The following is a 25726-nucleotide window of genomic DNA, read 5'->3' as shown; positions in this document are numbered from 1 at the left end:
ACATGCCCGTTTGCTTGGCCGTGCCGCGATTTGAGGGCTCAATCGATCACGCCCATCTGCTTGCGGAAGCTCTTCTCGAACATCTTCTCGGGGATGAAGCGCCGCATGAGGCGCAGACGGCCCGCCATTGTCCCGGGCGTGTACCGAATGCTCGGCTCTTTCTCGGTGGCGGCCAGCACCACTTTCTCCGCCACGGCTTCCACCGGGTCGCCATTCGCGATGCCGTTGCGCCAGGTCTCATTCGCTGCCGCGCGGCCCTTGTCGTAGACGCTCAGAACCTGGTCCGGCTGATCTCCGTGATCGCCCAGCGCCGTGCGGGTAAAGACGGGCTCGATCAGGGAAACGCGGATTCCAAACGTACGAAGCTCGTGATCGAGCGACTCGGAATAGCCTTCGACGGCGTGTTTGGTGGCGTTGTAGAGCGCCGTATAGGGGCCCGGCAGGAACCCGGCCACCGAACTGATATTGATGATCCGGCCCTTGCCCTGCTTGCGCATGATCGGCAGCACCTGCTTGGTCGTGCGGAGGATGCCGTAGACATTGATGTCGAACAGACTCTGGGCCTGGCCGATCGACGATTCCTCGGCGGCGCCGATCAGGCTGCGGCCCGCATTGTTGACGAGCACGTCGATCCGGCCTGCAAGCCCGATGACCTCCTTGACGACCAGCTTGACCGACTCGTCGTCGGTGACGTCGCAGCGCAGCATGTGAATGCCCTGGCGCACCTCATTGGGCGCTGCCTGACGGCTGGTGCCGAAGACCCGATACCCCGCGCGGATGAGCGCGACCCCGGCCGCAAGCCCGATGCCCCCCGAGGCGCCTGTGATCAGCGCGACCTTTTCACCCGCCGCGCGCGATTGACCCTGTGTCATCCCATATTCCCTCGTCAGCGAAATTAATGATTACGCTCGTAATCATTAATCGTGTATGATTATGATCATAATCATTGTCAAGCGCCAATTTCGGGCGGACAGCGAGGCCTGGCGAAAACAGGCCCCCCGCTCCGATATGTGACCGGCACCATCGACGAGGAGTGCGGACGTGAAGGTGAGCAAGGAAACGGTCGAGCAGAATCGCGAGCGCGTGATCGACACCGCCGCAAAGCTGTTCCGCGAAAGAGGGATCGACGGGATTGGCCTTGCCGACCTGATGAAGGCGGCCGGACTCACCCCCGGAGGCTTCTATCGGCAGTTCAAGTCGAAGGACGACCTCGTCGTTCAGGCGGTCAAGCGGGCCTATGACGATATGAGCGCGGATCTGGCGCGCCGCATTGCTGCCAGCGATGATCCGCTGCGGACGCTCGTGCGCCACTACGTCTCGAACGATCACAGGGATGATCCGGGGCACGGCTGCAGCCTCGCCTCGCTGGCTGGCGACGCGGCACGGCACGACGACCCGGCGCTGGGGGCGGTCTTCGGCAGTATCGTCAGCAACTATATCGCGCTTCTCACCAGGCTCGTGCCAGGAAACGACCCGGCCGCCAAGCGCAGTACAGCGATCGCCGTTCTTGCCGAGATGATCGGATCGGTCGTGCTCTCCCGCGCCGTGCCGGATCCGGCGCTTTCCGGCGAGATCATCGACACGGTCTCGAATGACATCGTGAAGCGCCACCCGACACCGACGCCTGCATGAACGGCGCTGCCGAGCCGCTCGAAATGCCGCCGATGCGTTTCCCCCGCCCCCGGGCAACCTATTGAGAGCCCGCATCCAGGGCCATTTGTCATTCCGAAACGACTGCCGCCGCATAGTCGCGGCAGCAGCCCCTCTCCTGAAAGCCGATTCCGGGAGTGGCGTTTGGCTGCATCCGGAGATTTCGCGTTGGAGACGACCCTTTATTTGCCGGTCAAGCGCTTTCTCGAAAACCTCGGCTATGCCGTGAAGGGCGAGATCGGGCGATGCGACCTTGTCGGGCTCAAGCAGGGAGACCCGTCTGTCGTCGTGATCGGCGAGTTGAAGCTGAGCTTCAATCTCGAGCTTGTCCTGCAAGGCGTGGACCGGATGAGCGTCGGCGACGAGATCTGGCTGGCCGCCCGCCTGTCGGCCAGGGGCAAGGGGCGCGAGAGCGATGCCAGGTACCGCAACCTGTGCCGGCGCCTGGGCTTCGGGCTGCTCGGTGTCGCCTCATCCGGGCGCGTCGATGTGCTGGTCTCCCCGGCGGCGCCGACGCCGCGCAAGGATCCCAAGCGCCGCTCGAAGCTCGTCGAGGAGCACAAACGGCGCCAGGGCGATCCGGTCGCAGGCGGCGGCACGAAAATGCCGATCATGACCGCCTATCGGCAACAGGCGCTTGCCTGCGCCGCGGCGATGATGGCAACGCCGCTGCGGCCGCGCGATCTCAAGCCAGCCTGCCCGGACGCCCAGAAGATCCTGCATCGCAATGTCTATGGCTGGTTCGAACGCGCCGATCGCGGGGTCTACGCGCTGACGGAGGCCGGCCGCGCCGCGCTGCTGAAGTGGCCGCCATCGGCGATCGAGCGAAAGCATGAAGCCCCGGCCATGGATGCGTCTCTCTAGATTTTAGAAACGGCGCGGACGGTCTCCTTTCGGCGTGCAACGCCGCGTCTGCTCCGAAGCTCCCAAGGTTATGGTGAGACGGAGGCGTCGCCTGTAACCTTCTCCTGCTGCGCAAATTCGCGCCGCAGGAGGCGCTGATAGGCGAGCCCGATCCCGACGAGGCAGGCTCCCAGGCCGATGAAGGACAACGCCCTCAAGAGGCCTTCCAATCCCGACATATCGACGAGGAAGGCTTTGCAGATCGCGACCGTGACGACGGCAAGGGAGGCCAGCCTGAGGTCTTTCGATTGCAGCCGGAAGCCGAGCGCCAGCAGGGCGACACCATAGAGCAGGAGCGCCGCCGAGTAGGCGTAGAGTTCGGTTGCGCTTCCACCATCGACCAGCAGGTCGGGGCCGACGAACCAGCGCCGCACCTCGATCAGCACATAGATCAGGCCACCTGTGATCGCTGCTGCGCCAAAGATGCGCCTGGCCAGCGGGGCTGTGATGTACTCGCCTGTCCAGCGCGCTGCGGCAAAGGCGAGAAGCGAGGGCATGAGATAGCCGACCAAGGCGTTGTCGAGGATGATCGGCCCGGCCAATGGCACCTCCGTCAGGAGCGGATTGGCGAGCAGTCCCGAGAGAAGACCGAAGGCGATGCTGGAGGCAAGAGCCGCGCTTTCCGCGCGTACCAGGACAGGGCGACCGAACACCCTGACCGAACCGGCGATCATGACGGCAATGGCCGCGATGAAGCCGAGCGACGCGTACCAGCCGGCTTCGGCCAGCGTCACCGGCACCTCGGAGACGAGCAGCGGCCCGTGGAAGCCATGTCTCAGAAGCAGGAAAGCGCACAGAACCGCCCCGCCGATTGCGGTCTTGGCGAAGGCCTGACTGATTGCTGGACGGGCGGAGCGCGTCCAGAAGGCCAGGCCGGCGAAGGCAAGGGTTGCTGCGCCATATCCCCATAGGATCCGATTGAAGATGACTGGGCCGGAGACGCCGCTGTGATCGATCATCGGATTGCGCACGATACCGAGCGCAAGTATCGCCCATCCGATCGCCAGGACGGCCAGCGCGCGCATCGCATAGTCGGTCACGCGATTGCTTGCGGCTGTGTGCCAGATCCGCGCGCCCGCAGTCAGGGCGAGCAGCACGAGCGTCACGATGACCGCCTCGACGAAGCCGACGGTCTCAACGGATCGCGGAGCCATTTGCGGGCCCGCAAAGGCGTGCCGGACGATGAGGATGGCACCGAGTGACACCAGTACGGCCGCACAGGCCGTCAAACTTTCGCCGACGCGCGAGCGTGCTTCATGTCGATCGAGCCCGAAACCCAGCACGCCCAGAGATAGGCCGGCCAGCACATAGAGCATGAGCCGATTGAAGATTGGCGGCCCGAGCACCTGCGTGCCATCGAAGAGCGGATTGAGCAGGCCACAAAGCCCGCCGAGGCTGAGCACGATCAGGGCGGCCGCAGCGATGTCTGCAGCCGGGCCGAAGATGCGCCCGGCCAGGCGGCGAGCAAGGCGTTGCAACCCTGCCCCGATGAGGCCGATCGCCACGACATGCGTCACGGCTTCCTCGAAGAGCCTGTTTCGTGGTTCCCCCAGATAATGGCCTGCGATCAGCGTGCTGTTCGGCACGAGGTCCGGCTCGGCGAAGAACTGCCGGATCTCGAGCAAGACGAAGGCCGCACCGAAGACGACGGCCAAAGCCTCGTGCACGCTGCGGGGTCGGTCCTGCTTTGCGCGCAGCGCGAGCGCGCCAACAGCAAAGCACAGCGCCGGGCCGGCATAGGCAGGGATCACCCAGTTGACGATGGGCCAGGAGCCCATCTCGGTGACGATCGGCTGCCAGACCAGGCGCGCGAATGCGGCCGTCGCCAAAGCGGCCGACATGCTGCGCAATAACGGGATCGGGCGCAGGCTGGCGATGATGGCAACGCCTGCCGCGGCGATGGCCAGCCCGACCACAAGCCAGGTCTCGCGCAGCGCAAAGGCGACGGCCATGCCGAGCGCTATCGCGCCGCCGGCGGCATAGGCGGCCGAGCCGATGAGTGCGAGCGGGTTGGTCCGCGACCGCGTGTTGCGCCGTTCGACGGGCAGCAACATTTCCGAAGCGCCAAACAGCGCCAGCGACAGCAAGAGCGCGAGCACAGCGAAGCCGGTCGAGCGCTCAAAGCCGTTGCTGCGCAGAGCTGCCGCCAGCAGCAAACAGATCGGTCCGAGCGCGGAGGCGAAGGCAAGGCAGCTGCGGATGATGAATCCGCCTGCGCCGGAGCCCTGGCGCGTCAGCAGGGCATAGAAGGGAAGCCCCGCGACGAGCGCAGCGAGCAAGGCAGCGGTCCAGCCGATTCCCGGACCGGCATTGCCCGTGAAACTCAGCCTGATGAGATCGAGGATGAGGTGCGGCGAGATGCCGAAAGCGGCCTCCCGGCTCGGCCAGAGCAAGACCATTCCCGCCGCCGCGGCCGCAGCCAGAGGCGCCAGCGGCGCAAGGTCACGGTGCCGCGCAGATGAGAGCGCTGCGACCAGCACCGATATCAGAATGGCTGCGTGCAGCGGTGCGGGACCACCATCGGCTGTCCATATGACCCCGGACAGAACCAGCGGAACGGCGATGGCGATGAGGCCGATCGCGTCGAAGCCCAGAACGGTCCAAACGCCCTGGGCTGCTCGGCCCCTGAGCGCGGGCCATTCCTTGAGCAGGACAAGAGCCAGCACCGCGCCGACGATCAGCAGGAAGGAGGCCCATGCCGGATTGTGACCCGCCAGTGCGATCAGCAGGGTCCAGATGCCATGTCCGGCAACGGCGCCCAGCGTGACCACCCGGCTCGGCCGCCGCGCATGCAGAAGGAAGGCGATCGTCGTGACGAAGGCGATGAAGATGGCCAGCGACGCGTAGCTCGGCGCGGTGCTGGCGACCAGCATGGGCGTGGCATAGGAGCCGACGAGGCCGAACAATCCAAGGACTGGGCCATGGACGAGAGATGCCGCAAGCGCGGCCAGGCCGATCAGCCCCATCAACGCGAAGGCGACACCAGGCCCGATGAAGCCATAGATCGCATGCGCCGCAAAGACGACGCCGAAGCCGCTGAGCACGCTGACGCCGGCGAGAACGCCGGGGATGTTGGCGCCGCCCAAACGTCCGAATGCCGCGGAAACTGGGCCGAGATCGTGGACCCGATCGGAGCGCCTCAGATATTCACTGGCGGCTGCGGCGAGAAGCGAAAAACCCGCGCCCATCAACAGGCGCACGCCAGGGCCAAAGACTCCGGCCTCGATTGAGTATCGAACCAGGAAGAGCCCGCCAAAGGCGAGTGCGATACCGCCCACCCAAACCGCCCAACGCGAGCCGATCGCCTCTTCGAAATCGCGGCGTGGAGCAACTGGCGCAGGCACCGGCACTTCCGCGATTACAGCCGCAGGCGGTGATGCCGAGGGTTCGACCTGTGCCTCGAAGGTCTGGGGCGAGAGCTCCGGCTCGAGCTCGGCATCGCGGGCCGCCTCGGCCAACGGCGCGATCTCGTCCACAGGGGGCGACGGCGCCTCAAATGCGTCGAGCGGCGGCGGGGGAGCGGTGACGGGTTCCGGTGGACTATCCGGCGTCGCTGGCAGGGTGGTCTCAGCCTGAACGACAGCATCCGCGGGCGAAGCGGCATCGTGAGCGGACCACTGTGTGGCAGCGCGTTCGCTGTCGGCTTCCGGCTGGCTATGTTCCACAAGGGCTCTGCGAAGCGCCGCTACCGCCGATCGCAGATCGTCGATTTCAGCCTGCTGCCTGGCAATAAGTGCGAGGGCGTTGTTGGCTCGCCCGCTTGCAGAGAAGGCCGCCCACGGGACGGCGATGAGGAAGCCAATGATTACGAAGCCGAGGAGGGTCAGAGCTTCCAAAACATATCCTCAACCGCAGCCAGACCACGGTTGATGGCATAACGTATCGTCACAGGCTGTGTCCAATGGAGCGGGTCTCATGATCTCTTAGAGGCCATTTGGAAACTCCAGCCCTCATCCTGAGGAGCCGCGGCACGCGGCGTCTCGAAGGATGCTCCAGATGGTTCCGGAGCCTCCTGGAGCACCCTTCGAGACGCCATTCCTACCGGAATGCCTCCTCAGGATGAGGGCTCGCGGAGTTTCCAAACGAGCTCTTAGCCCCGCCGAGTGCTGGGCTGGCGAGGAGTGGATAGTCCGAGAGGCAACAAAGGCCACTTGTGCCCGCTGGCCGGAGCGCAAGAAGCCGGTCGTCGAGACCGTTGCCGCGAAACCGCAACGGCGCAGCTTAGAGGCAGTTGTGAACCATGAGGTCGACCGAACCGCTGCGACCGCAGCTCTGTCAGCCGCCCGCCTTGATCCCCGCCTCTTCGACGACGCGGTTGGCACGCAGGGTCTCGGCTTCGATGAAGCGCGCGAAGCTCGCCGCGTCCTCCGTCACGGCTTCGGCACCGAGTGCGGTCAGCTTGTCGACGATCTCGCGATCCTTTGACGCCGCCTGCACCGTTGCGTTGACGCGCTGCACCGTCGCGGCCGGCAGGCCCTTCGGCCCCCATAGGCCGTACCAGAGCGTGAAGTCGAAATCCGCCAGCCCGAGCTCGCCAGCGGTCGGCACGTTCGGCAGGAGCTTGCTGCGTTGCGCACCCATGATCGCGAAGGCGCGCACCTTGCCATCGCTGATGAACGGCAGGGCCGAGCCGAGCGGAGCGACCATCAGCTGCACCTGGGCGGCGACCACATCGGTGATCGCCGGAGCCGTGCCGCGATAATTGACCAGCTCCGCGCTGGTGCCGGTGCGGCGCTTGAAGCTCTCGGTGGCGAGGTGGCCCATGCTGCCCAGCGCCGAATTGGCGAAGGAGTACTCGGTGGGCCTGGCCTTCATATCGGCGATCAGCGCCGGCATGGTCTGCGGCGTCTTGCTCGAGCCGATCAGCACCATCGGCGAGGTCGCGAAGCGCGAGATCGGCGTGAAATCCGTCAGTGGATCATAGGACACGTTGCGCATCACGTGTTTCGCCATGATGTGGATATCGGCATTGGTCAGATAGGTCGCGCCGTCGGGCGCCGACCGCGCAACGTCGGCCGCACCGAGCGTATTGCTGGCGCCGGCCTTGTTCTCGACCACCCAGGATTCGTCGAGCGCAGGCGCGATGCGCTGGGCGTAGAGCCGCCCGATGACGTCGATGGCGCCGCCCGCGGCGGCGGGCACGACGAGCCGTACGATCTTGCGTTGAGCAAAGCTGGTCCGGGGCGCGAGCGCGCTGCCGGCGAGCCCCATCAGGGCCGCACGTCGTGTGATGATCACCAGGGCTTCCTCCAGATACGGCCGCCTTGCTGGCGGTTCTCGCTTCAGGTCGAAAAGGCGGTCTGCGATCAGGATCCCGTCGTGAAGCGGGCCCGGCAGCGCCAGGGACTGCGGGCTCAGGTCACCTCGCGATATAAGAACGCATACTCATTATCAGTATGCACCGCATCTTGGCTCTGTCAAACCGCAAGCTCACGAACGCAGATTCGTGAAACCGCCTCGACCGCAATCTCGGGAAAGGCCGGGCCGTCAGGCCGCGTCGGGAGGACGCACCGCAGCAAGCCGCAGCGGCACGCGCGAAGCGTCATTGTTGAGCTCGACGAGCTGCGCCAGCATCCGCATGAAGACCTCGCGATCCTCGGCCACGAGCGGCGCGAGGATGCGCTCCTGGGCACGTTGCGCCAGCGGCTCGGCATCCCTCAGGACGCGCTCGCCCTTTGGCGAGAGATGCAGCACCTTGATGCGCTTGTCGTCCTTGCTGCCCGAGCGGAGGATAAGCTCCTTCGCCTCCATCCGCTCCAGCACATTGCCGAGCGTCGAACGGTCGAAGGCGACGAGCGCCGACAGGCGGGTCGCGTCGATGCCGGGGTTCTCGCGCACCGTGACCAAAGCTGCGTACTGGACGGGCGTCAGATCGACCGGCGCGCATTCCTCAAGAAAGATCGAGACGGCAATCTGCTGCGCACGCCGAATGAGATGGCCAGGCTTGAGATAGATATCATCCATCGACATCGTCGCTTTGCCCTAGTGAGACAGCAGCAGGTCTCGCCGCTCGAATGTCCGCGATCTCAGCCCGTACAAGCGAATATTGCCCGGCCGGATCGCCCGTTTCCGCTATAGATCGTATGCTTTCATTCCGTAAGCGGTCAAACTGCTCTCAGAGCCCTGTTTGGAACCTCCAGCCCTCATCCTGAGGAGCCGCGAAGCGGCGTCTCGAAGGATGCTCCAGCTCGCAGAGGAGCCTCCTGGAGCATGCCGTTTGCCCTCAGAACCACGCCGTCATCCCGGACAAGCGGCGAAGCCGCGCCGATCTGGGATGACGCGGCGTGGGTGGCCAGGACAGAGCCATCACCGAAGCCTGCTGGAGCATCCTTCGAGACGCCATTCCCAAGGGAATGGCTCCTCAGGATGAGGGCTCGCGGAGCTGCCAAATTGACGTCGGCGCTCCCGCCGCTTCGCCTCCGCAGGCACTGCCAAGGCGACGTCCGACATCGATGCGCGCGCGACAGTCTGAAGCGACGCCGTATCCCGATCATCCAATCGCGTCCCCCTGCCCTGCCCGGACCGAACGGCGCTATGCCGGTGCCGCCGGCCGATTGACAGCGGAAAATCCGCGCGTATCCTGTTAATCAGTATACGGACGATCCGTCAGAGATCGAGCAGATGGGGAGGATGGCGCTGCGATTTCCGGCTTCGGGAATCCGCGGTGCCGCATGCAGCTTCGCATCCTCATCGATCCCTTCCGATCGTCTGTGCTGGCACGGCGGAGCGACCGCTATCCAATGGCTGGCCTGTAGAACGCTGCGATCAAGGCGAGGAGAGACCGACCTATGTGCACCTCGGACCATGGCAACCACCCCATCGCCGTCGATCTGGCCGATACGGCCACAGCCTCGGTCGCGCCCTCCCCGGAGATCGTCGAGGACCTCGTCGCAGCCAACCACATCCTGTTCGATCAGGGCGTCGTCGATGCGTTCGGCCATATCAGCGTGCGCCATGATGGCCGGCCCGATCGCTTCCTGCTCGCCCGCAACATGGCGCCGAGCCGGGTCGCGGCCGAAGACATCGTCGAATTCACGCTCGATGGCGAGGCGGTGAACGCGGCTGGCCGCAAGGTCTATCTCGAACGCTTCATCCACGCCGAGATCTTCCGCAGGCGTCCCGACGTGATGGCCGTGGTTCACAGCCACTCGCATTCGATCGTGCCGCTCAGCGTCGTCAAGGGCACGAGGCTCAAGGCGATGTTCCATATGGCCGGCTTCGTCGGCCAGGGCGCGCCCGTCTTCGAGATCCGCGAGGCCGGGGGCGACGCGACCGATCTGCTGATCAGCAGCAATCATCTCGGCCGCGCCCTCGCCGAGCATTTCGACGGCCACGACATCGTCTTGATGCGCGGCCATGGTTCGACCGTGGTCGGCGGCTCGATCAAGCAGGCGGTCTACCGGGCCGTCTATGCCGAGCTCAACGCACGCTATCAGCTCCAGGCGATGCAGCTCGGCGAGGTCACCTATCTCACCGAAGGCGAAAGCCGCGCCTGCGTCGCGAGCATCGAGGCACAGGTCCATCGCCCCTGGGAGATGTGGCTCGAACAGGCCCGCGCCCGCCGGCGCTGACAGCGCCCGGCCTGACGCAGCGCCTCAATCATCCCGCCTCGTTTGAAGGGGGCCTCCATGCAATTTCATCTCAACGGTTTTCGAACCGGTGATCCCACCATCTGCGAGCCCGCCGCCGATCTTGCGGCTTCCTCGACCAGCGCGTCCTTGCCGGGTGAGGTCGACGTCCTCATCGTCGGCTGCGGCCCGGCAGGCTTGACGCTGGCTGCGCAATTGGCGGCCTTTCCCGAGATCACGACGCGCATCGTCGAGCAGAAGCCCGGACCGCTGGAACTGGGCCAGGCCGACGGCATCGCCTGCCGCACGATCGAGATGTTCGACGCCTTCGGCTTCTCCGAGCGTGTCCTCAAGGAGAGCTACTGGGTCAACGAAACGGTGTTCTGGAAACCCGACGCGACGCGGCCGGAGCGCATCATCCGCAGCGGCAGGATCCAGGATGTCGAGGATGGGCTCTCCGAATTCCCGCATGTGATCCTGAACCAGGCGCGGGTGCATGATTTCTTCCTCGACGTCATCAGGCGCTCGCCTGGCCGGCTGGAGCCGGATTATTCCAGGCGCCTGCTCGATCTGCAGATCGACTCAAGTCCCACGGCCGATGGCGGCGTTCCATCGCACCGCGTGACCGTGCAGCTGGAGCGGCTCGATCCCGCCCATGAGGGCGAGATCGAGACGGTCAAGGCGCGCTATGTCGTCGGCTGCGACGGCGCGCGCAGCGCCGTGCGCAAGTCGATCGGGCGCAGGCTGGATGGCGATTCCGCCCAGCAGGCCTGGGGCGTCATGGACGTGCTCGCGGTCACCGATTTCCCGGATGTCCGGCTGAAGGCGCTGATTCAGTCCGCCAGTGAAGGCACGATCCTGATCATCCCCCGCGAGGGCGGCTATCTGATCCGGATCTATGTCGAGCTCGACAAGCTCAGCGAGAACGAGCGGGTCGCGAGCCGCAATATCGGGGTGGAGCATCTCATCGCCGCGGCACAGCGGATCCTGCGGCCCTACACATTCGAGGTGAAAGAGGTCGCCTGGTGGTCGGTCTACGAGATCGGCCAGCGTCTTTGCGACAAGTTCGACGATGTGCCGGAGGGTGAGGTGGAGCAGCGCCTGCCCGCCGTCTTCATCGCCGGCGATGCCTGCCATACCCACAGCCCGAAAGCCGGCCAGGGCATGAACGTCTCGATGCAGGACAGCTTCAACCTGGGCTGGAAGCTGGCCGCGGTCCTGCGCGGGCAATGCGCGCCGGAACTCCTGCACAGCTACTCGGCTGAACGCCAGGCGATCGCCAGGGAGCTGATCGATTTCGACCGCGAATGGGCGAAGATGCTGAGCGCGCCGCTGAAAACCTCGCAAACCGGGGACGGCGTCGATCCCAAGGCGGTCGAAGCGTATTTCGTCCGGCATGGCCGCTACACGGCAGGAACCGCGACCCGCTACGCTGCCTCGGTGCTGACTGGTAAGCCGAGCCATGCCGGGCTGGCGACAGGGTTTCCGATCGGCGCGCGCTTCCATTCCGCGCCGGTGCTGCGCCTTGCCGACGCCAAGCCGGTCCAGCTCGGCCATGTCGCTGAGGCCGATGGTCGCTGGCGCCTCTATGCCTTCGCCGACAGGGCCGATCCGGCCTCGGCAACCTCACGGCTCCGGGCGCTTTGCGATGTCCTGGCGACCTCGCCTTCATCGCCCATCCGCCGGCATAGGCGGCCAGGCGACGATATCGACGCGGTCATCGACCTTCGCGCGATCCTCCAGCAGGCGCATCGCGACGTCTCGATGGAGACGCTGCCTGGCCTGCTCCTGCCCCGCAAGGGCCGCCTCGGCCTGGTCGACTACGAGAAGGTGTTCTGCCCCGATTTTCGCGGCGGTCACGACATCTTCGACTTGCGCGGCATCGATCGCGAGCAGGGTTGCCTGGTGGTTGTCAGGCCGGACCAATATGTCGCGCATGTCATCCCGCTGGACGGTTTCCGAGCGCTCGAGGATTTCTTCGCCGGCGTCCTGCTCGGCCAGCCGGATTCTTAGAGCCCGTTTGAGCCCACCTCAGCCCTCATCCTGAGGAGCCATTCCCTTGGGAATGGCGTCTCGAAGGATGCTCCAAGGGGCTGCCGAACCATCTGGAGCATCCTTCGAGACGCTGCTTCGCAGCTCCTCAGGATGAGGGCTCAATTTTCAAACGATGCCTCAGAGTAAAACCGCGATCGGCGAATACAGGCTTTCCCAGCTATCGCGAGCAGGAAGCGGCTTGTCTTTGGCTGTTGCTGAAATATCAGATATCTCATATTAGGAACCATCGGCGGCACGATCGCGGAGGCCAGCATGGATCACGGCGAGCGCGTCACCCCGGTCCAGCCGATCTTCCTGATCAATCTGCGCGACCATGTTCACGAGAATCTGCGCAAGGCGATCATTGCCGGCCGGCTCGTCGATGAGGAGCGCTTGAACGAGCGCGATCTTGCGCGCGATCTCGGTGTCAGCACCACGCCGCTGAAGGAGGCCTTGCGGCAGCTCGAGACTGAGGGCCTGGTGCGGACAGAACCGCGGCGCGGCGTTTTCGTGACCTATGGCCCACAGCAGGCCGAGGAGATGTCGCTCGCCCGCGCCGCGCTTGAAAGCATGATCGCGCGCATGGCGGCCAAACGCGCCTCGCCGGCGGATATCGACGTCTTGCGGGCCCAGGTCGCCGATATGGAGACCGCGACGCGAAAAGGCGATGTCGAAAGGCTGATCGAGCTCAACGAGCTCTTCCATGGCCAGATCCATGAGGCCTCGGGCTGCGAATATTTGCGCCGTCTCCAGAGCCGGCAGCAGATCTACGATCATACGACGCGCGTCGGCCTGCTCCAGGACGCCGATGAGCGCGGTCGCGCCTTCGCCGAGCACCGGGCCATTCTCGAGGCGATCGCGCTGGCAGACCCCGATTCCGCCGAACGGATCATGCGGGACCACATCGTCCGATCCGGACAGCGCCATATCGAGACGGTTTTCGGTCGTGCCCGGCTGGACGACAGACAATGAACCTGGGCCGGGTCGGAAGAACGCTTGCCGGAACTTCGGCCTCATCGGCACCCGGCGACGGCGTCAGCCGGCACGGACGGAAAAGCCATTCGCCGCGAACGGAAAGGCAGACGGCATAGAGACGTGAGAGCAGGATCAATGCGAAAAACCGGTTCCCACTTTTTCGCATCCTGCTCTGGCAACGAAAACGAGAAGCCCATCACGGGCCCCCGACGGACGAGCCAACGCCCGCGGACCAATCTTCCAATGTTCCAGAAAGGGTGGAAACATGACGCATGACATTTCCAGACGGCATCTGATCGGCGGCGCGCTTGGCGTATCAGGGCTTGGCGTGGCCGGGCTCGGCGGGCTCGCTATACATCCCGCTGCAGCTCAGGTGGCCAAGCCCAAATCCCCGCTGCTGCTGAACGTGGTCGATGCTGCCGGCAACCTTGCCCTCACGCAGCCGGCCTTCGACAATTACCGCAAGGCCAATCCGGAGCTCGTCTCGCGCATCGCCTTCACCAAGGCTCCCGCGCCCGAGCTCCCGAGCAAGATCAAGGCCCAGCAGGGCGCAAACCGCGTCGACATCGATCTTGTGATCATCGGCCCAGACGCGCTCTCCGCCGGCCTCGCCGACGACATCTACTACGATCTTATCGGCGAGCAGGCGAAGAACCTGCCCGATCTCCAATCGATCTATCTCGACCCCGCCTGGCGCATGCAGGCCCTGGCCAAGGGCCGCGGCGTCGTCATCAGCTACTATCCGTCCGGTCCGCTGCTGGAATATGCGCCGGCACGCGTTAAGACGCCGCCGACCACGGCCGAGGAACTGCTCGACTGGGCCAAGCAGAACCCCAAGAAGTTCATCTATGCGCGCCCCGCCAATTCCGGGCCCGGGCGCACCTTCCTGATGGGGCTGCCCTATCTGCTTGGAGACACCGACCCGAAGGATCCGGTCAAAGGCTGGGACAAGACCTGGACCTATCTGAAGGAGCTGCACAAGCAGATCGAGTATTACCCGACCGGGACCGGGGCCGTGATGAAGGAGTTCGGCGACGGCACGCGCGACATGATGGTCACCACGACAGGATGGGACATCAATCCGCGTGCGCTCGGCATCGTGCCGAAGGACGCCAAGATCCAGACCCTGAAGGGGTTCCGCTGGGTGGTGGACGCCCATTATCTCAGCATCCCGAAGGGTCTCCCGGCGGAGCGCATTCCCATCCTGGTCGACCTGATCTCGCACATGCTCAGGAAAGATCAGCAGGCCTATGCCTATGACGAAGGCTATTTCTATCCCGGCCCGGCGGTGAAGGACGTGCCGCTCTCGATGGCGCCCAAGGCAAGCCAGGACACGCTCGCCGAATACGGCCGGCCGGAATACGAGAAGCTGATCGCCGATAATCCCAAGGAACTGCCACTCGAGCCCGTGCAACTCGTCCAGGCCTTCCGGCGCTGGGACGAAGAAATCGGCTCCAAATAACGGCTGCCCCCCGCATGATGGCCATGTCTTGCTTGACCCATCTTGCCTGGCCGCCTTGCCTCGCCATGGAGCGTCCGCCGTCGCGGCGGGCGCCTCTCCGCCATCGCATCCCGCGCGTGCGATCATGCCCGTCACGGCTGCCGGTCATCCTGAACGGCGCCTTGGGAGGCACGCGCCCCGGCACCATCGCGAGGTCTGCCTCCGCGCCGACCTCGCCCGCATTCTCACGGATACCGGCCCATGAAAATCACCGCGCTCGAAACCATTCAGCTCCCCTACCTCAAGAATATCCTGTGGCTGCAGATCCATACCGATGAGGGGTTGATCGGCCTCGGCGAGACCTTCCGCGGCGCGGATGCGGTCGCCCGCTATCTGCACTCGGACGTCGCGCCGCTCCTCATCGGCCGCGATCCGCTGGAAATCGACGCGATCTCGAAGCTGCTGATCGAGACCTATGTCGGGTTCCGCTCCTCGGGTGTCGAGATGCGCGCGGCATCCGCCGTCGACATCGCGCTCTGGGATCTCTTCGGCAAGGCGACGAACCAGCCGATCCACCAGTTGCTCGGCGGTCTCTCGCGGCAGCGCATCCGCACCTACAACACCTGCGCCGGATACACCTACAACAAGAGCGGAGCGCGCCGTTACATCGGTGCCGGCGACCAGGGGGCGGAAGGTCCCTATGAGGACCAGATCGCCTTCCATCGCGATGCCGGCGCATTGGCGCAAAGCCTGCTGGAGGAAGGCATCACGGCGATGAAGATCTGGCCCTTCGACCCTTACGCGGTCGAAAGCGGCGGCAACTTCATCCACCGGGCCGATCTCGACAAGGCGCTTCTGCCCTTCCGCCAGATCCGCGACGCCGTCGGCGACAGGATGGAGGTGATGGTCGAGCTGCATTCGATGTGGGACCTGCCATCGGCGCTGGCGATCGCTCGCGGCCTGCAGGAATTCCGGCCGTTCTGGGCCGAGGATCCGATCAAGATGCAGGACCCGGACGCGCTTGCCATCTATGCGCAGCGTTCCGGCCTGCCGGTCTGCGCCAGCGAAACCGTCGCAACCCGGTCGCAGTTTCTCGAACTGCTGCGCAAGGGGGCAGCCGACTACGTCATGCTGGATGTGTCATGGTGCGGCGGCTTGAGCGAGGCGAAGAAGATCGGCACGATGGCCGAAGCCTTCCAGCGCCCAGTCGCGCCCCATGACTGCACCGGCCCGGTCGTCTTCGCCGCCTCGATCCATCTCGCGATGAACCTGCCCAATGCCATCTTCCAGGAATCCGTCAGGGCCTATTACACCTCCTGGTATCGTGACCTCGTTACGGTGATGCCGCGCATCGAGGACGGGCATGTCTACCCCTTCGCAGGCGCCGGGCTAGGCCTCGAGCTCAGCCCCTATGTGCTCGAACATCCCGACGCGATCATCCAGAAGACGAGGCGGGCCGATTTGTGATCGCCTTCCGCACGCTTTCCGTCCTCGGCTGCCGCGTCGGCGAATGTCCGCTTTGGGACGAGCGGCGCGACATCCTCTTCATCTGCGACGTGCTGGCGCCAGCAATCCATGGCATCGCGCTCGACGGCACCCGCAAGGCGAGCTGGAGCTTCGCGCAACCGGTCGGCTCCTTCGGCCTCACCGAGAGCGGCCGATTGATCCTGGCTCTTGGGCGCGAGATCGCGCTGTTCGACCCCGATAGCGGCAGCCTCAGCCCCTTTGCCGGGACGCCCGAGTCCGAGACCAACCGCCTCAATGACGGCAAGGTCGGGCCTGACGGCCGCTTCTATCTCGGCAGCATGGACGACCGCCCGGAGAAGGAGCCGCTCGGCGCCCTCTACCAGATCTCGGCCGATGGCGCGGTCAAGGCGCTTTTCGGAGGGATCACGGTCTCGAACGGCCTCGCCTGGTCGCCGGATGGCCGCGTCCTCTATCACAGCGATTCACGCGGGCCCACCATCGACGCCTATGATTTCGACCCGCAGACCGGAGAATTATCCGGCAAACGCCGCTTCGCGACGCTGGACGACGCAACCGGGAGGCCCGATGGCGGCGCCTGCGATGTGCAGGCGCATTACTGGAGCGCCGGGGTCTCGGCCGGCATGCTCAACCGCTTCGCCCCGGATGGCACGCTGGTCTCGCGCCACCGCGTGCCCTGCAAGGCGCCGACCATGCCGGGCTTCTGTGGACCGGGATTGCGGCAGTTGGCGGTGACATCGCTCAGCATCGGCCCCCTGCCCGGCCCCGGCGATGGCGACCTGTTCATCGCGGAGGCTCCTGTCGCTGGCGTGCCGATCGCGCGCATGAAAGGGCTTTGACGATGGCCCCAGCAACACAACATCGCCCGGCGGAGGCCAGCCATGTGCTGCTGACGGGGGCGTCGGGCACGCTCGGGCGCGTGCTCGCGCCGGGCCTCGCTGCCGCCGGTCATCGCTTACGCCTCAACGACCTCCTGCCCTTTCCCGATCCGATGCCTGATGGAGCGCGTTTTGCGGCCGCCGACATCACCGACAGGGCAGCTCTTGCGGCCGCCTGCCCCGACGACGTGACCGACATCGTGCATTTCGGCGGCATCAACACGGAAAAGGACCCCGAGGCGATCCTGCGGATCAACATCTGGGGCACGCTGAATATCTTCGAACTGGCGCGCGAGCGCCGTGCGCGCGTGATCTTCGCCAGTTCAAACCATGCAATCGGCTTTTATCCGCGCACGCAGCAACCGCTGACCATCGCCGACCCCTACCGGCCGGATGGGCATTACGGGGTCTCCAAGGTCTATGCCGAGGCGCTGGGCCGGCTCTACCATGACAAGCACGCCGTCGAGAGCGTCCAGCTGCGCATCGGCTCCTGCCTGCCCAAGCCGCTGGAAACGCGAAACCTCGCAACCTGGCTGTCCTATCCCGATCTCGTCCGCCTCGTGCTTGCCGCGCTGGCCGCGCCGGATGTCGGCTACGCCGTCGTATGGGGCATCTCGGCCAATACGCGCCGCTGGTGGACAGGCGACGACGCGCATCGGATCGGTTTCGTGCCGCAGGACAATGCCGAGGATTTTGTCGACCAGGTCGCGCCGGAGGAAGGCGACGAGGTCACCCGCCGCTTCCAGGGCGGCTCTCATTGCGGCATCGGCTATAGCCGGCGCGGCTGAGGGGCGACATGTCGCGGATCACGCTTTCGGCCCATGGCTATGAACTCGCCGTCAATCCGGATTACGGCGCCAACCTCACGGCTCTGAGCTGGCGGCATCCCGACGGCCGGCTGATCGATATTCTGCGCGGCTGCGACGACACGGCGCTCATCCCAAGCGAACCCTCGCCCGTCGGCTGCTTTCCGATGGCGCCCTTCGCCAATCGCATCGATGGCGGCAGCTTCAGCCATGCCGGCCGCGACTACGCGCTGCCGATCAATCGGCCGCAGGACAGATGTGCGATCCACGGGTTCTCGCGCTTCGCAGCCTTTGAAATCCTGTCCCAGGGGGAAGGTGCGATCAGCCTGTTGCATCGCCATCGCGGCGATGTTTTCGCCTATGATCTGGTGCAGGACGTCATCATCGACGCCGCGGGCCTGGCGCTGCGGCTTGCCGTAACCAATCGCGGCGCGACGATGCCCTTCGGCATCGGCCTGCATCCCTATTTTCGGCTGGAGGCTGGCGCGAGGCTGCGTTTCAACGCCGCCCAACGCTCGCAATCCGACGAGCGATACCTGCCCTTGCGCTTCGTGCCCGCGCAAACCGCGCCTGATCTCGGCGGCGGCATCGCGCTCGCCGATGTCGCCGGCTTCGATGCTCACTATTCCGGTTGGGAGCCGCGGCTGGTCGAGCTGGACCGGCCGGGCGCGGGCCTCTCGATCAAGGTCCGTGGCGAGGAGGCCTTTTCAAACCTGCATCTCTATGTCGGGCCGGATCGCGATTTCGTCTGCATCGAGCCGGTCAGCCATATGCCGGACGCCCATAATCGCTGCGAGCTCGCGCAACACGGCAAACTCGCCATGCTTGGACATGGCGAGGTCCTTGCCGGGACAATGCGGATCTCCGCGTCCGAGATGAAGGGTCTGAATGCCAACGGCTTTTGACACCGACTTATGGTCGAGGCTCCGCCGTCATTCCGGGGCGATCCGAGGGATCGAGCCCGGAACCCAGAACCAATGCGTGGAAACCTTGCCGTCATTGCGAGCGCAGCGAAGCAATCCAGGAGGGCTCGCTCTACGTCCCCTGGATTGCTTCGCTGCGCTCGCAATGACGATGGAGCCGTGCTGAGGCCATAGCCACAGCGCCACCCTGCAGGCTACTGAAGATGCGGCTTTCTCAGAAAGCTGCCGCGGTCGGCCGATTTCACGCGAAGCCAGGTTTCGCGGCCATTGCGGACGATCCTGATGGGAACCTCCGATCCTGCCGGCCCGCTCGCCCATAGCTTCCGGTAGAAATCGGCCAGACCATCGATCTCGCCATCGCGAACGTCCGAGATGATGTCGCCAGGACGCATGCCGGCCTCGGCCGCTGGGCCTCCCTCAGTCACGCTCATCACCACGACCTCGCCGTTGCTCTCCGCCGAGAACGCACCGAGCCAGGGGCGCGGCGGCTTGTCGACGCCGCCCCGGGCGAGCAGATCGTTCAGGATCGGCGGAAGCAGATCGATCGGCACGATCATGTTGACCTCGGATATCTCCTCGCCCCGGCCCATTTGCAGGTGCAGCGAGCCGATGCCCAGAAGCTTGCCGTCCTCTCCGATCAGCGCGGCGCCGCCCCATGACGGGTGCGCAGGGGCGGTAAAGATCGCCTCATCCAGCAGATACTCCCAGTAGCCGGCGAATTCCTGCTTGGCCACGATGTTCGCCCGCACCACCTGGCCGATTCCATCGGCAAGGACGACGGGGTCGCCGATTTCGGCCTGGGTTGCGGCGCCGAACTCCATGGCGGGCAGGTCGAGCCGATCAAGCGCCTGCACCAGGCCGAATCCGGTTTCCTGGTCATAGGCAAGCGCATGGGCGGGAACCACGCGGCCGGTCTGGGTCGTCAGCCAGACGTCCTCAGCCTCGGTGATCAGGTAGCCGATGGTGAGCACCAGCCCGTTGTCCCGAATGACCACGCCACTGCCCTCCCTCCGGGTGCCCAGGGTGGCAGCCGTGAAGGCGTCTTCCGGGATCGAGGTGCGAACGCCCACGATCGATTGCAAAGCCGGGCCGAAACTCATCATTCCATCCTGAAAGGACGCAGTGCCATGCGCAAGCCGGGCGCGGCTGCAGAAGCAGGATACGTCTGTTGAAAGGTATGAAGCGGCCCGATCATCGCAAGGGCTTTGGGGGAAACAAGAGCCCGTTTGGGAGTTCCCCCAGCCCTCATCCTTCGAGACGCCGCTACGCGGCTCCTCAGGATGAGGGCTGGAGTTTCCAAACGGGCTCTCAGAGGAGAAGACCCGGTCGAACTCGAAGCCTCGCTCAGTCCGCCCAGCGCATGCGGTTGAGGAACAGGCTTTCGTTCGGCGTCGGGGTGAACTGCAGCGGCTTGGCGGCGCCATAACCCGCGACGGTCTGGTAGAGCGGGACGACCGGCAGCGTTGCGGCAACCGTTTCGTGAATTGTCCGGTAGTCGGCGAGCCGCGCCGCCGGATCGAGCGTCGCACGGGCGCGGTCGAGCAACCCGTCGACTTGCCTGTTCTCGACGATCGTCCAGCCATTGCCGGAATGGAACAGCTGATAGAGCGCGCCGTCGGCATCCTGGCAGGCACAGGACGAACGGCTGATCGCCAGCACGGGCGAGTCGACGGGGCCACGCTGGGTACGCTGCAGGAAGCTCGGCGTGTCCACCATCTCGATCGTCACGTCGAGCCCGACATCCCGCAATTGCTGCTGGATCGCCTGGACGACACGCTGATCGAAGAACGGCGCGGTGGTGAGCGGAATCGAGACCTTGGCGCCGGCCCCGGCCTCGGCGACAAGCGCCTTGGCGCGCGCCGTGTCGTAGGCGGGGCCGGTGATGCCCTCGGCCCAGCCGAAATGCGCCGGCGTCAGCATCTGGGCGATCGGCTTCTCCTGCCCGCTGAGAATGCCGTCGATGATGCCCTGCTTGTCGACAGCGCGCGCCACGGCTTCGCGGAGCTTCGGATTGTCGAAGGGCGGCCGGTTCGGGTTGAGGCGCAGATAGGCGAGGCGCTCGGTCAACGCCGTCAGAGGCTTGACCCGCTGCGAGGCAGAAAATTGGGCAAGCTGGTCGCTGTCGAGCCCCACGGCAAGGTCGGAGCTGCCGGCCTGGAGGTTGGCGACGCGTGTCGCACCATCCGGCACGGCCCGGAAGAGCACGGTCGGAAACGGCCCCTTTCTGCCCCAATAGCCATCATTGCGCTTCACCGTGACCGCGACGCCGCGTTGCCAGCTCTCAAAACGATAGGGACCGCTACCGACCGGCTTCAGATTGAAGGCGTCGTTGCCGATCTGCTCGACGACTTTCTTCGGCACGATCGAGAGCTTCACGAGCTGGGCAAGCAGAGCGGGATAGGGACCGTCGGTGACGAGCTTGACCTCAGTCACTGAGAGCGGAACCGCCTCGATGATCTTGTCGAATTGCCCGCGCTGCGGGCTGGCAAAGGCCTTGTCGGTGATGCGCTTGATGCTGAAGGCGACATCCTCGGCGGTGAGTTTCGAACCGTCATGGAAGGTCACATCCCCACGCAGCGTGAACAGAATCTCCGTGTCGGACAGGTTGCGCCAGGCGGTCGCGATCTCCGGCACAATCTGCCCCGCATCGTCGCGCGTGACGAGATTGTCGAAGATGTTGCGGTAGACGTAGTAGCTGTCGGGATTCCACTGAACCTGTGGATCAAGCGTCGAAGGTTCGGCTGCGAGGTCCACCACGAAGCGGTCTGCCCCCGCAAGCGCGGGCATCGCGGTCGCGGCGAGCGCCAGGCCGGCTGCGACGAGCCATTTGCAAACCTTCGTCATCGATCGGTCCTTTTCGAAGCCGGAGCCTGCCGGGGCGTGCAAGTCGAGCATGCCGCTATTGTGGCGCTGGACCCAAGTGATCACAATTCCATTGTGAGATGCCATCATGGGATGATGTCCCGGCCACGTCGTCTCTCCGAGATGGTTCACCTCCGCCCGGATCCGATCGTGATGCGGCGGTTGTGATCTCGATCACGATCAATGCGGCCGCCATCGACCGTCTTCCGCTGACTTGACGCTGCAATCGCGCGCTTCCGCAGGAGCGCGCGCCTCGCTCCATGCTGGGCGCACAACGAAAACGGCCCCGCATCACTGCGGAGCCGCCTTCCATCGGGAGCTAAGGGTAGCTCAACCTAGGATGCCGCAAGTCTGGCCAGAGCAGGCCAGCAGCGAGCGACATGACTGCCTTACGGCATTGAGATGGCCTGGGCCACTGTCAATCACGCGGCAGATGGTTGCACGGGGCAAATGGTTCGCCCTCATGCAATGAGGCGGCCAGCAAAGCGACAATCAGTCGATCATCGCCACCAAGGTGCACGACACATAGCCGCTCAGAACCTTGTTCATCTTGGCGTCCGTGACGCCGCCGCCGCGCTTGATGCACATCAGGCGCGCAATCAAGGTGTCCGACATACCTGTCGACTGGCCAATCTTCGTGCCGCCTTTCAGGAAGCGGACCGACGTAAATTTTGCCCCAGCTGGAATTCCTGCCTCGACGAGGACGGCTTTTGTCCATGTCGCGATGTCGGGCAGCGTGATCGTTATCTCGGCCATTGTGTCTCCGTTTCAGGACTGCCTATGACACAACAGGCTCAGAGCACCAACGAAATATGCCTTGCCGTCGCCTCTCCCGGCTCTGACGCTGCCCGGTTCCGGACGATGAGACACACCCGTTTGGGAGCTTGAATCACCCGCCTGGGCGCTGTTGGCAATCTGCCACGGCTGTTATGATCACTTTCGACAGCCCGACCTTACCTCCGCTGTCGCAAAGCTAGAGCCGACATAAGCCCGCATGCTGTTGGGTGCCTTCCGGTCGAAAGCCACCAGCACGCATGATCATATGCCGGTCTCGCACAGGCTGATCTCGCGAGGCTTCAAACCGATGGCGGGGATCGCAATGTTGGAAACGGACAAGGTCTTCGCCGGCTCGCTTCCGGAAAACTACGACCGCTATATGGTGCCGCTGATTTTCGAGCCGTTCGCCGCAGACCTTGCCCGGCGCGCAGCCTCCTTGTCGCCAAGCGCCGTCCTGGAAATCGCCGCGGGCACCGGGGTCGTCACCCGCGCATTGGCGCCAAAACTGCCCCCTAATGCGAGCTATGTCGTCACCGACCTGAACCAGCCGATGCTCGACTACGCCGCCTCGCGGCAGGCTCCCGACGGGCGCATCACCTGGCGCCAGGCGGATGCTTTGGCGCTGCCATTTGAAAAAGCGGCCTTCGACCTGGTTTGCTGCCAGTTCGGCGCGATGTTCTTTCCCGACCGCATATCTGCCTATCGCGAAGCCAGGCGTGTCCTGAAGCCCGGAGGACATTTCCTGTTCAACGTCTGGGACCGCATCGAGGAGAACGTCTTTGCCGATGAAGTGACGCATGCCCTCGCAAGGCTTTTTCCGAACGATCCGCCACGCTTTATGGCGCGCACGCCCCATGGCTACCACGACACAGCCCTGATCCGCAGCGAACTGGAGGAGGCGGGTTTCTCCGATGTGGCGATCGAGACGAGAGCCGAGCAGAGCCGCGCAGCCTCGCCGCGGCTTGCGGCCGTTGCCTATTGCCAGGGAACGCCCCTTCGCAACGAGATCGAGGCCAGAGGCGCGGGGCAACTCGACGCCGCAACCGACTACGCCACATCCGCAATCACAGACAGACATGGCAGCGGCGAAGTTGCCGCCAAAATTCAGGCCCACGTCATCCTGGCTGTGTTCTAGGCGTTGATCGTTCTCTGTTGAACCGGTCGGCGAGAGGGTTTTCGACGACGCTGTACTTCCTCGTTTGGCCGTGGGTACCGGAACTAACCGCAAAACCACTCGATAAACGCCCGCAGTTTCGGTGGCTGATTCCGCGTGGGATAATACAGCCGGAACTGGAGGGGATGCGGCTCGAACTGCGTCAGAATCTCGACTGGCTCGTGCGTCTCAGTGGCAGGGTTTTCCGCCGCCCTGAAGAGCTGAGCGATACCCAGGCCCGCGCGAACGGCAAAGTCGAAATGCTGATTGTCGTCGAACACCAGCCGCGGTGGCGGATCGAGGCGCAATACCTGACCGTCGACATTGAAGGTCAACGGCTCCAATCGCTGGCTCCCCGGGAACCTGTAGCGGATAAGCTGGTGATGTCCGAGATCGTTGGGATGCTGGGGGATGCCCGCAGCTTCCAGGTAGGAGCGCGAGGCCAACACCGGGCGGCGCAGAGGTGGACCGATAGCGCGAGCGATCATGTCCATCTCCAGGGTATCTGCGAAACGGATGCCCGCGTCGAAACCGCCAGCAACGATATCGGTCAATCGATCGTCCGTTGCCAGCTCAACCGCGATGTCGGGGTAGTGCCGTATGAAGGCAGCCAGTCGCGGCAAGATGCAGAGCTGGGCCGCCAGCCGCGACAGGTTGATCCGCAGATTGCCTGCCGGCCGTTTCCCAACGGTTCGAACCCGGTCGAGCGCATCGGCGATGTCGCCGAAAGCGCGGTCCGTATCTTGTAGGAGGAGGCGGCCCGCCTCGGTCAACCGGACGCTGCGGCTGGTGCGCTCGAAAAGCCGGGCTCCGACGAGAGCTTCGATCTGCCGGATCTTCTGCGATACCGCAGACGGGGTCATGCCCAATCGACCAGAGGCAGCGGTGAAGCCACCGGTCGTTGCGACCAGTCGGAAGGCAGGCAGCAGCGAGAAAAGGTCGGGCCCCATCATTAAACCTGACTTCAAGACCCATGAAGCATGGCCTAGCTCAACTTCACGATCAAGATGGCGCATCTGGGACAGCATCCTTCCGAACAGGAGTTCCCAATGACCCAAGATTCAAAGACGCAAGATTTAAGGACCCCGAGCCTGTCGAACGCGCTTGATGCTGCAATCGATGACGCTCTCTCCGAGGGCCGCATCGCTGGAGGCGTCGTGCTCGTCGCCGAGAATGGCGAGATCGTCTACGAGCGGGCAGCCGGCCACGCCGACCGCGAGACCGGCAGGCAGATGCAGATCGAGACGCCCTTCCGTTTCGCTTCTGTGACGAAGGCCTTCACGACGATGGCCATCCTGAAGTTGATCGAAGCCGGCCGCCTGTCGCCCGAAGACAGGGTGACGACCTATCTACCGGGGTTTGCGCCTCGTCTCGGCGATGGCTCGATCGCCGACATCAGGATCGGTCATCTGATGGCGCATACGGCCGGCCTGGACTACCGCTCCCAGCAACCTGCGGATGGACCCTATGCCCGTGCTGGTGTGTCGGATGGTCTTGATGAGAGCCGGGGCTTGCTTGAAGCCAATCTCGCCCGCATCGCGAGCGTGCCGCTGGAGCGCATTCCCGGCGAAGGCTGGCGCTATTCCGTTGCGACCGACGTTCTGGGCGGCGTGATCGAGGCTGTCACCGGCATGGGCCTTGACGAAGCCATCCGCACGCTAGTTTCCAAGCCGCTGCGACTGAGTGCGGCGTTTCATTGGCCGGACGAGGATCTTGCCGTCCCCTATCGCGACGGCAAACCGGCGCCGGTGCGGATGACCGTCGGCGTCGAGGTGCCGCAGCCTTACAGCGAGGGGCCGGGCGTTCGCTTCGATCCGGAGCGCATTCGAGACGCGACCGCCTGGCCCTCGGGCGGCGCCGGGATGGCCGGACGCGCCCGCGACGTGCTGGCGTTGCTCGAGGCCTATCGCACGGGCGCCTTCCTGGGCGACGATCTGCGTGAGGCGGCGAGAATGCCCAGAGTTGGTGCGGAGGCTCAGGCGATGGGGCCGGGATGGGGGTTTTCCTGGATGGGCGCCGTCGTGATCGACCCCGCATCGACCGGCAGCCAATGGAGCAATGGCTCGGTTTCCTGGGGTGGAACCTACGGCAATTGGTGGGGTATCGACTTCGCCAGGAAGCGAAGCGTCATCTCGATGACCAACACCGCCTATGAGGGAATGTCCGGCAGGTTCGCCCAGAGCATCGCGGCGGCCGCCTCGATGCCGCTCTCGTAAATCCGTGTCGTCGGCGGTCAGGGGCATGTGGTCGCCCCGATCCGGCGCCACATAG

At 64.7% G+C, this 25726-nt stretch carries 20 protein-coding genes; 12 read left to right on the top strand and 8 right to left on the bottom strand.

Annotated features, from left to right (window positions below; all coding sequences use genetic code 11):
- Nucleotides 1–38 precede the first annotated feature (38 nt).
- Nucleotides 39–872, bottom strand: coding sequence for an oxidoreductase (locus J2Y55_RS19940; RefSeq protein WP_310157141.1), 834 nt, complete (start codon nucleotides 870–872; stop codon nucleotides 39–41).
- 211 nt (nucleotides 873–1083) lie between these two features.
- Here J2Y55_RS19940 and J2Y55_RS19935 point away from each other — a divergent pair, with 211 nt between their 5' ends.
- Both J2Y55_RS19935 and J2Y55_RS19930 read left to right on the top strand, forming a co-directional pair.
- Nucleotides 1084–1632 (top strand): TetR/AcrR family transcriptional regulator, encoded by a 549-nt coding sequence (locus tag J2Y55_RS19935; RefSeq protein WP_310157139.1) that lies wholly within the window; start codon nucleotides 1084–1086, stop codon nucleotides 1630–1632.
- A gap of 186 nt (nucleotides 1633–1818) precedes the next feature.
- Nucleotides 1819–2514, top strand: a complete 696-nt coding sequence (locus tag J2Y55_RS19930) for a DUF2161 domain-containing phosphodiesterase (RefSeq protein ID WP_310157136.1) — start codon at nucleotides 1819–1821, stop codon at nucleotides 2512–2514.
- 68 nt (nucleotides 2515–2582) lie between these two features.
- Here the strand turns inward: J2Y55_RS19930 and J2Y55_RS19925 are convergent, their stop codons facing one another.
- The 3 genes from J2Y55_RS19925 to J2Y55_RS19915 form a co-directional block, all read right to left on the bottom strand.
- On the bottom strand, nucleotides 2583–6011 hold the full coding sequence (locus J2Y55_RS19925) for a DUF2339 domain-containing protein (RefSeq protein ID WP_310157134.1): 3429 nt from the start codon (nucleotides 6009–6011) through the stop codon (nucleotides 2583–2585).
- 817 nt (nucleotides 6012–6828) lie between these two features.
- Nucleotides 6829–7791, bottom strand: coding sequence for a Bug family tripartite tricarboxylate transporter substrate binding protein (locus J2Y55_RS19920; RefSeq protein ID WP_310157131.1), 963 nt, complete (start codon nucleotides 7789–7791; stop codon nucleotides 6829–6831).
- 249 nt (nucleotides 7792–8040) lie between these two features.
- The gene (locus J2Y55_RS19915) at nucleotides 8041–8523 is read right to left on the bottom strand and encodes a MarR family winged helix-turn-helix transcriptional regulator (RefSeq protein WP_310157129.1); all 483 of its coding nucleotides are present in this window, start codon (nucleotides 8521–8523) and stop codon (nucleotides 8041–8043) included.
- 818 nt (nucleotides 8524–9341) lie between these two features.
- Here J2Y55_RS19915 and J2Y55_RS19910 point away from each other — a divergent pair.
- The 8 genes from J2Y55_RS19910 to J2Y55_RS19875 all read left to right on the top strand — a co-directional run bounded on the left by J2Y55_RS19910 (nucleotide 9342) and on the right by J2Y55_RS19875 (nucleotide 18645).
- Nucleotides 9342–10124, top strand: a complete 783-nt coding sequence (locus J2Y55_RS19910) for a class II aldolase/adducin family protein (protein ID WP_310157125.1) — start codon at nucleotides 9342–9344, stop codon at nucleotides 10122–10124.
- A gap of 57 nt (nucleotides 10125–10181) precedes the next feature.
- Entirely contained in the window at nucleotides 10182–12134 is a 1953-nt protein-coding gene (locus J2Y55_RS19905; protein WP_310157123.1) for an FAD-binding monooxygenase, read from the top strand.
- A gap of 294 nt (nucleotides 12135–12428) precedes the next feature.
- The gene (locus J2Y55_RS19900; RefSeq protein ID WP_310157120.1) at nucleotides 12429–13127 is read left to right on the top strand and encodes a GntR family transcriptional regulator; all 699 of its coding nucleotides are present in this window, start codon (nucleotides 12429–12431) and stop codon (nucleotides 13125–13127) included.
- A gap of 268 nt (nucleotides 13128–13395) precedes the next feature.
- Entirely contained in the window at nucleotides 13396–14592 is a 1197-nt protein-coding gene (locus tag J2Y55_RS19895; protein WP_310157118.1) for an extracellular solute-binding protein, read from the top strand.
- Nucleotides 14593–14832: 240 nt separating this feature from the next.
- Nucleotides 14833–16038 (top strand): mandelate racemase/muconate lactonizing enzyme family protein, encoded by a 1206-nt coding sequence (locus J2Y55_RS19890; RefSeq protein ID WP_310157115.1) that lies wholly within the window; start codon nucleotides 14833–14835, stop codon nucleotides 16036–16038.
- Nucleotides 16035–16895 (top strand): SMP-30/gluconolactonase/LRE family protein, encoded by an 861-nt coding sequence (locus tag J2Y55_RS19885; protein WP_310157112.1) that lies wholly within the window; start codon nucleotides 16035–16037, stop codon nucleotides 16893–16895. Before J2Y55_RS19890 ends, J2Y55_RS19885 begins: the two co-directional genes overlap by 4 nt.
- Nucleotides 16896–16897: 2 nt before the next feature.
- A complete protein-coding gene (locus J2Y55_RS19880) occupies nucleotides 16898–17722 on the top strand; it encodes an NAD-dependent epimerase/dehydratase family protein (protein ID WP_310157110.1) in 825 nt (274 codons plus the stop codon).
- Between the two features lie 8 nt (nucleotides 17723–17730).
- On the top strand, nucleotides 17731–18645 hold the full coding sequence (locus J2Y55_RS19875; RefSeq protein ID WP_310157108.1) for an aldose epimerase family protein: 915 nt from the start codon (nucleotides 17731–17733) through the stop codon (nucleotides 18643–18645).
- 212 nt (nucleotides 18646–18857) lie between these two features.
- Here J2Y55_RS19875 and J2Y55_RS19870 read toward each other — a convergent pair whose 3' ends face one another.
- From J2Y55_RS19870 to J2Y55_RS19860, 3 genes are all read right to left on the bottom strand, one after another.
- Nucleotides 18858–19763: a S1C family serine protease gene (locus tag J2Y55_RS19870; protein WP_310157107.1), complete on the bottom strand. Its 906-nt coding sequence runs from the start codon at nucleotides 19761–19763 to the stop codon at nucleotides 18858–18860.
- A 244-nt stretch (nucleotides 19764–20007) separates the two neighbouring features.
- Complete coding sequence (locus J2Y55_RS19865; RefSeq protein WP_310157105.1) at nucleotides 20008–21507, bottom strand: ABC transporter substrate-binding protein; 1500 nt, start codon at nucleotides 21505–21507, stop codon at nucleotides 20008–20010.
- Nucleotides 21508–22017: 510 nt separating this feature from the next.
- Entirely contained in the window at nucleotides 22018–22281 is a 264-nt protein-coding gene (locus tag J2Y55_RS19860) for a hypothetical protein (RefSeq protein WP_069690505.1), read from the bottom strand.
- Between the two features lie 343 nt (nucleotides 22282–22624).
- Between J2Y55_RS19860 and J2Y55_RS19855 the strand changes: the two genes are divergently transcribed.
- Nucleotides 22625–23437, top strand: a complete 813-nt coding sequence (locus J2Y55_RS19855; RefSeq protein ID WP_310157502.1) for a class I SAM-dependent methyltransferase — start codon at nucleotides 22625–22627, stop codon at nucleotides 23435–23437.
- Between the two features lie 83 nt (nucleotides 23438–23520).
- Here the strand turns inward: J2Y55_RS19855 and J2Y55_RS19850 are convergent, their stop codons facing one another.
- Complete coding sequence (locus J2Y55_RS19850; RefSeq protein ID WP_310157101.1) at nucleotides 23521–24471, bottom strand: LysR family transcriptional regulator; 951 nt, start codon at nucleotides 24469–24471, stop codon at nucleotides 23521–23523.
- Between the two features lie 33 nt (nucleotides 24472–24504).
- Between J2Y55_RS19850 and J2Y55_RS19845 the strand changes: the two genes are divergently transcribed.
- Nucleotides 24505–25671: a serine hydrolase domain-containing protein gene (locus tag J2Y55_RS19845; RefSeq protein WP_310157100.1), complete on the top strand. Its 1167-nt coding sequence runs from the start codon at nucleotides 24505–24507 to the stop codon at nucleotides 25669–25671.
- Nucleotides 25672–25726: the final 55 nt, after the last annotated feature.

This window comes from Allobosea sp. BE125 (assembly GCF_031456075.1).
Taxonomy (GTDB): Bacteria; Pseudomonadota; Alphaproteobacteria; order Rhizobiales; family Beijerinckiaceae; genus Allobosea.
Note: the sequence above shows the minus strand (reverse complement) of the source record. Positions and strands in the feature narration are given on the sequence as shown.

Excerpts from the sequence above, each read along its gene's own strand:
- J2Y55_RS19940 (WP_310157141.1), bottom strand. The coding sequence starts at position 872 with ATGACACAGGGTCAATCGCGCGCGGCGGGTGAAAAGGTCGCGCTGATC.
- J2Y55_RS19915 (WP_310157129.1), bottom strand. The coding sequence starts at position 8,523 with ATGTCGATGGATGATATCTATCTCAAGCCTGGCCATCTCATTCGGCGT.
- J2Y55_RS19910 (WP_310157125.1), top strand. The coding sequence starts at position 9,342 with ATGTGCACCTCGGACCATGGCAACCACCCCATCGCCGTCGATCTGGCC.
- J2Y55_RS19905 (WP_310157123.1), top strand. The coding sequence starts at position 10,182 with ATGCAATTTCATCTCAACGGTTTTCGAACCGGTGATCCCACCATCTGC.
- J2Y55_RS19900 (WP_310157120.1), top strand. The coding sequence starts at position 12,429 with ATGGATCACGGCGAGCGCGTCACCCCGGTCCAGCCGATCTTCCTGATC.
- J2Y55_RS19895 (WP_310157118.1), top strand. The coding sequence starts at position 13,396 with ATGACGCATGACATTTCCAGACGGCATCTGATCGGCGGCGCGCTTGGC.
- J2Y55_RS19890 (WP_310157115.1), top strand. The coding sequence starts at position 14,833 with ATGAAAATCACCGCGCTCGAAACCATTCAGCTCCCCTACCTCAAGAAT.
- J2Y55_RS19880 (WP_310157110.1), top strand. The coding sequence starts at position 16,898 with ATGGCCCCAGCAACACAACATCGCCCGGCGGAGGCCAGCCATGTGCTG.
- J2Y55_RS19875 (WP_310157108.1), top strand. The coding sequence starts at position 17,731 with ATGTCGCGGATCACGCTTTCGGCCCATGGCTATGAACTCGCCGTCAAT.
- J2Y55_RS19870 (WP_310157107.1), bottom strand. The coding sequence starts at position 19,763 with ATGAGTTTCGGCCCGGCTTTGCAATCGATCGTGGGCGTTCGCACCTCG.
- J2Y55_RS19865 (WP_310157105.1), bottom strand. The coding sequence starts at position 21,507 with ATGACGAAGGTTTGCAAATGGCTCGTCGCAGCCGGCCTGGCGCTCGCC.
- J2Y55_RS19860 (WP_069690505.1), bottom strand. The coding sequence starts at position 22,281 with ATGGCCGAGATAACGATCACGCTGCCCGACATCGCGACATGGACAAAA.
- J2Y55_RS19855 (WP_310157502.1), top strand. The coding sequence starts at position 22,625 with ATGTTGGAAACGGACAAGGTCTTCGCCGGCTCGCTTCCGGAAAACTAC.
- J2Y55_RS19850 (WP_310157101.1), bottom strand. The coding sequence starts at position 24,471 with ATGCGCCATCTTGATCGTGAAGTTGAGCTAGGCCATGCTTCATGGGTC.
- J2Y55_RS19845 (WP_310157100.1), top strand. The coding sequence starts at position 24,505 with ATGACCCAAGATTCAAAGACGCAAGATTTAAGGACCCCGAGCCTGTCG.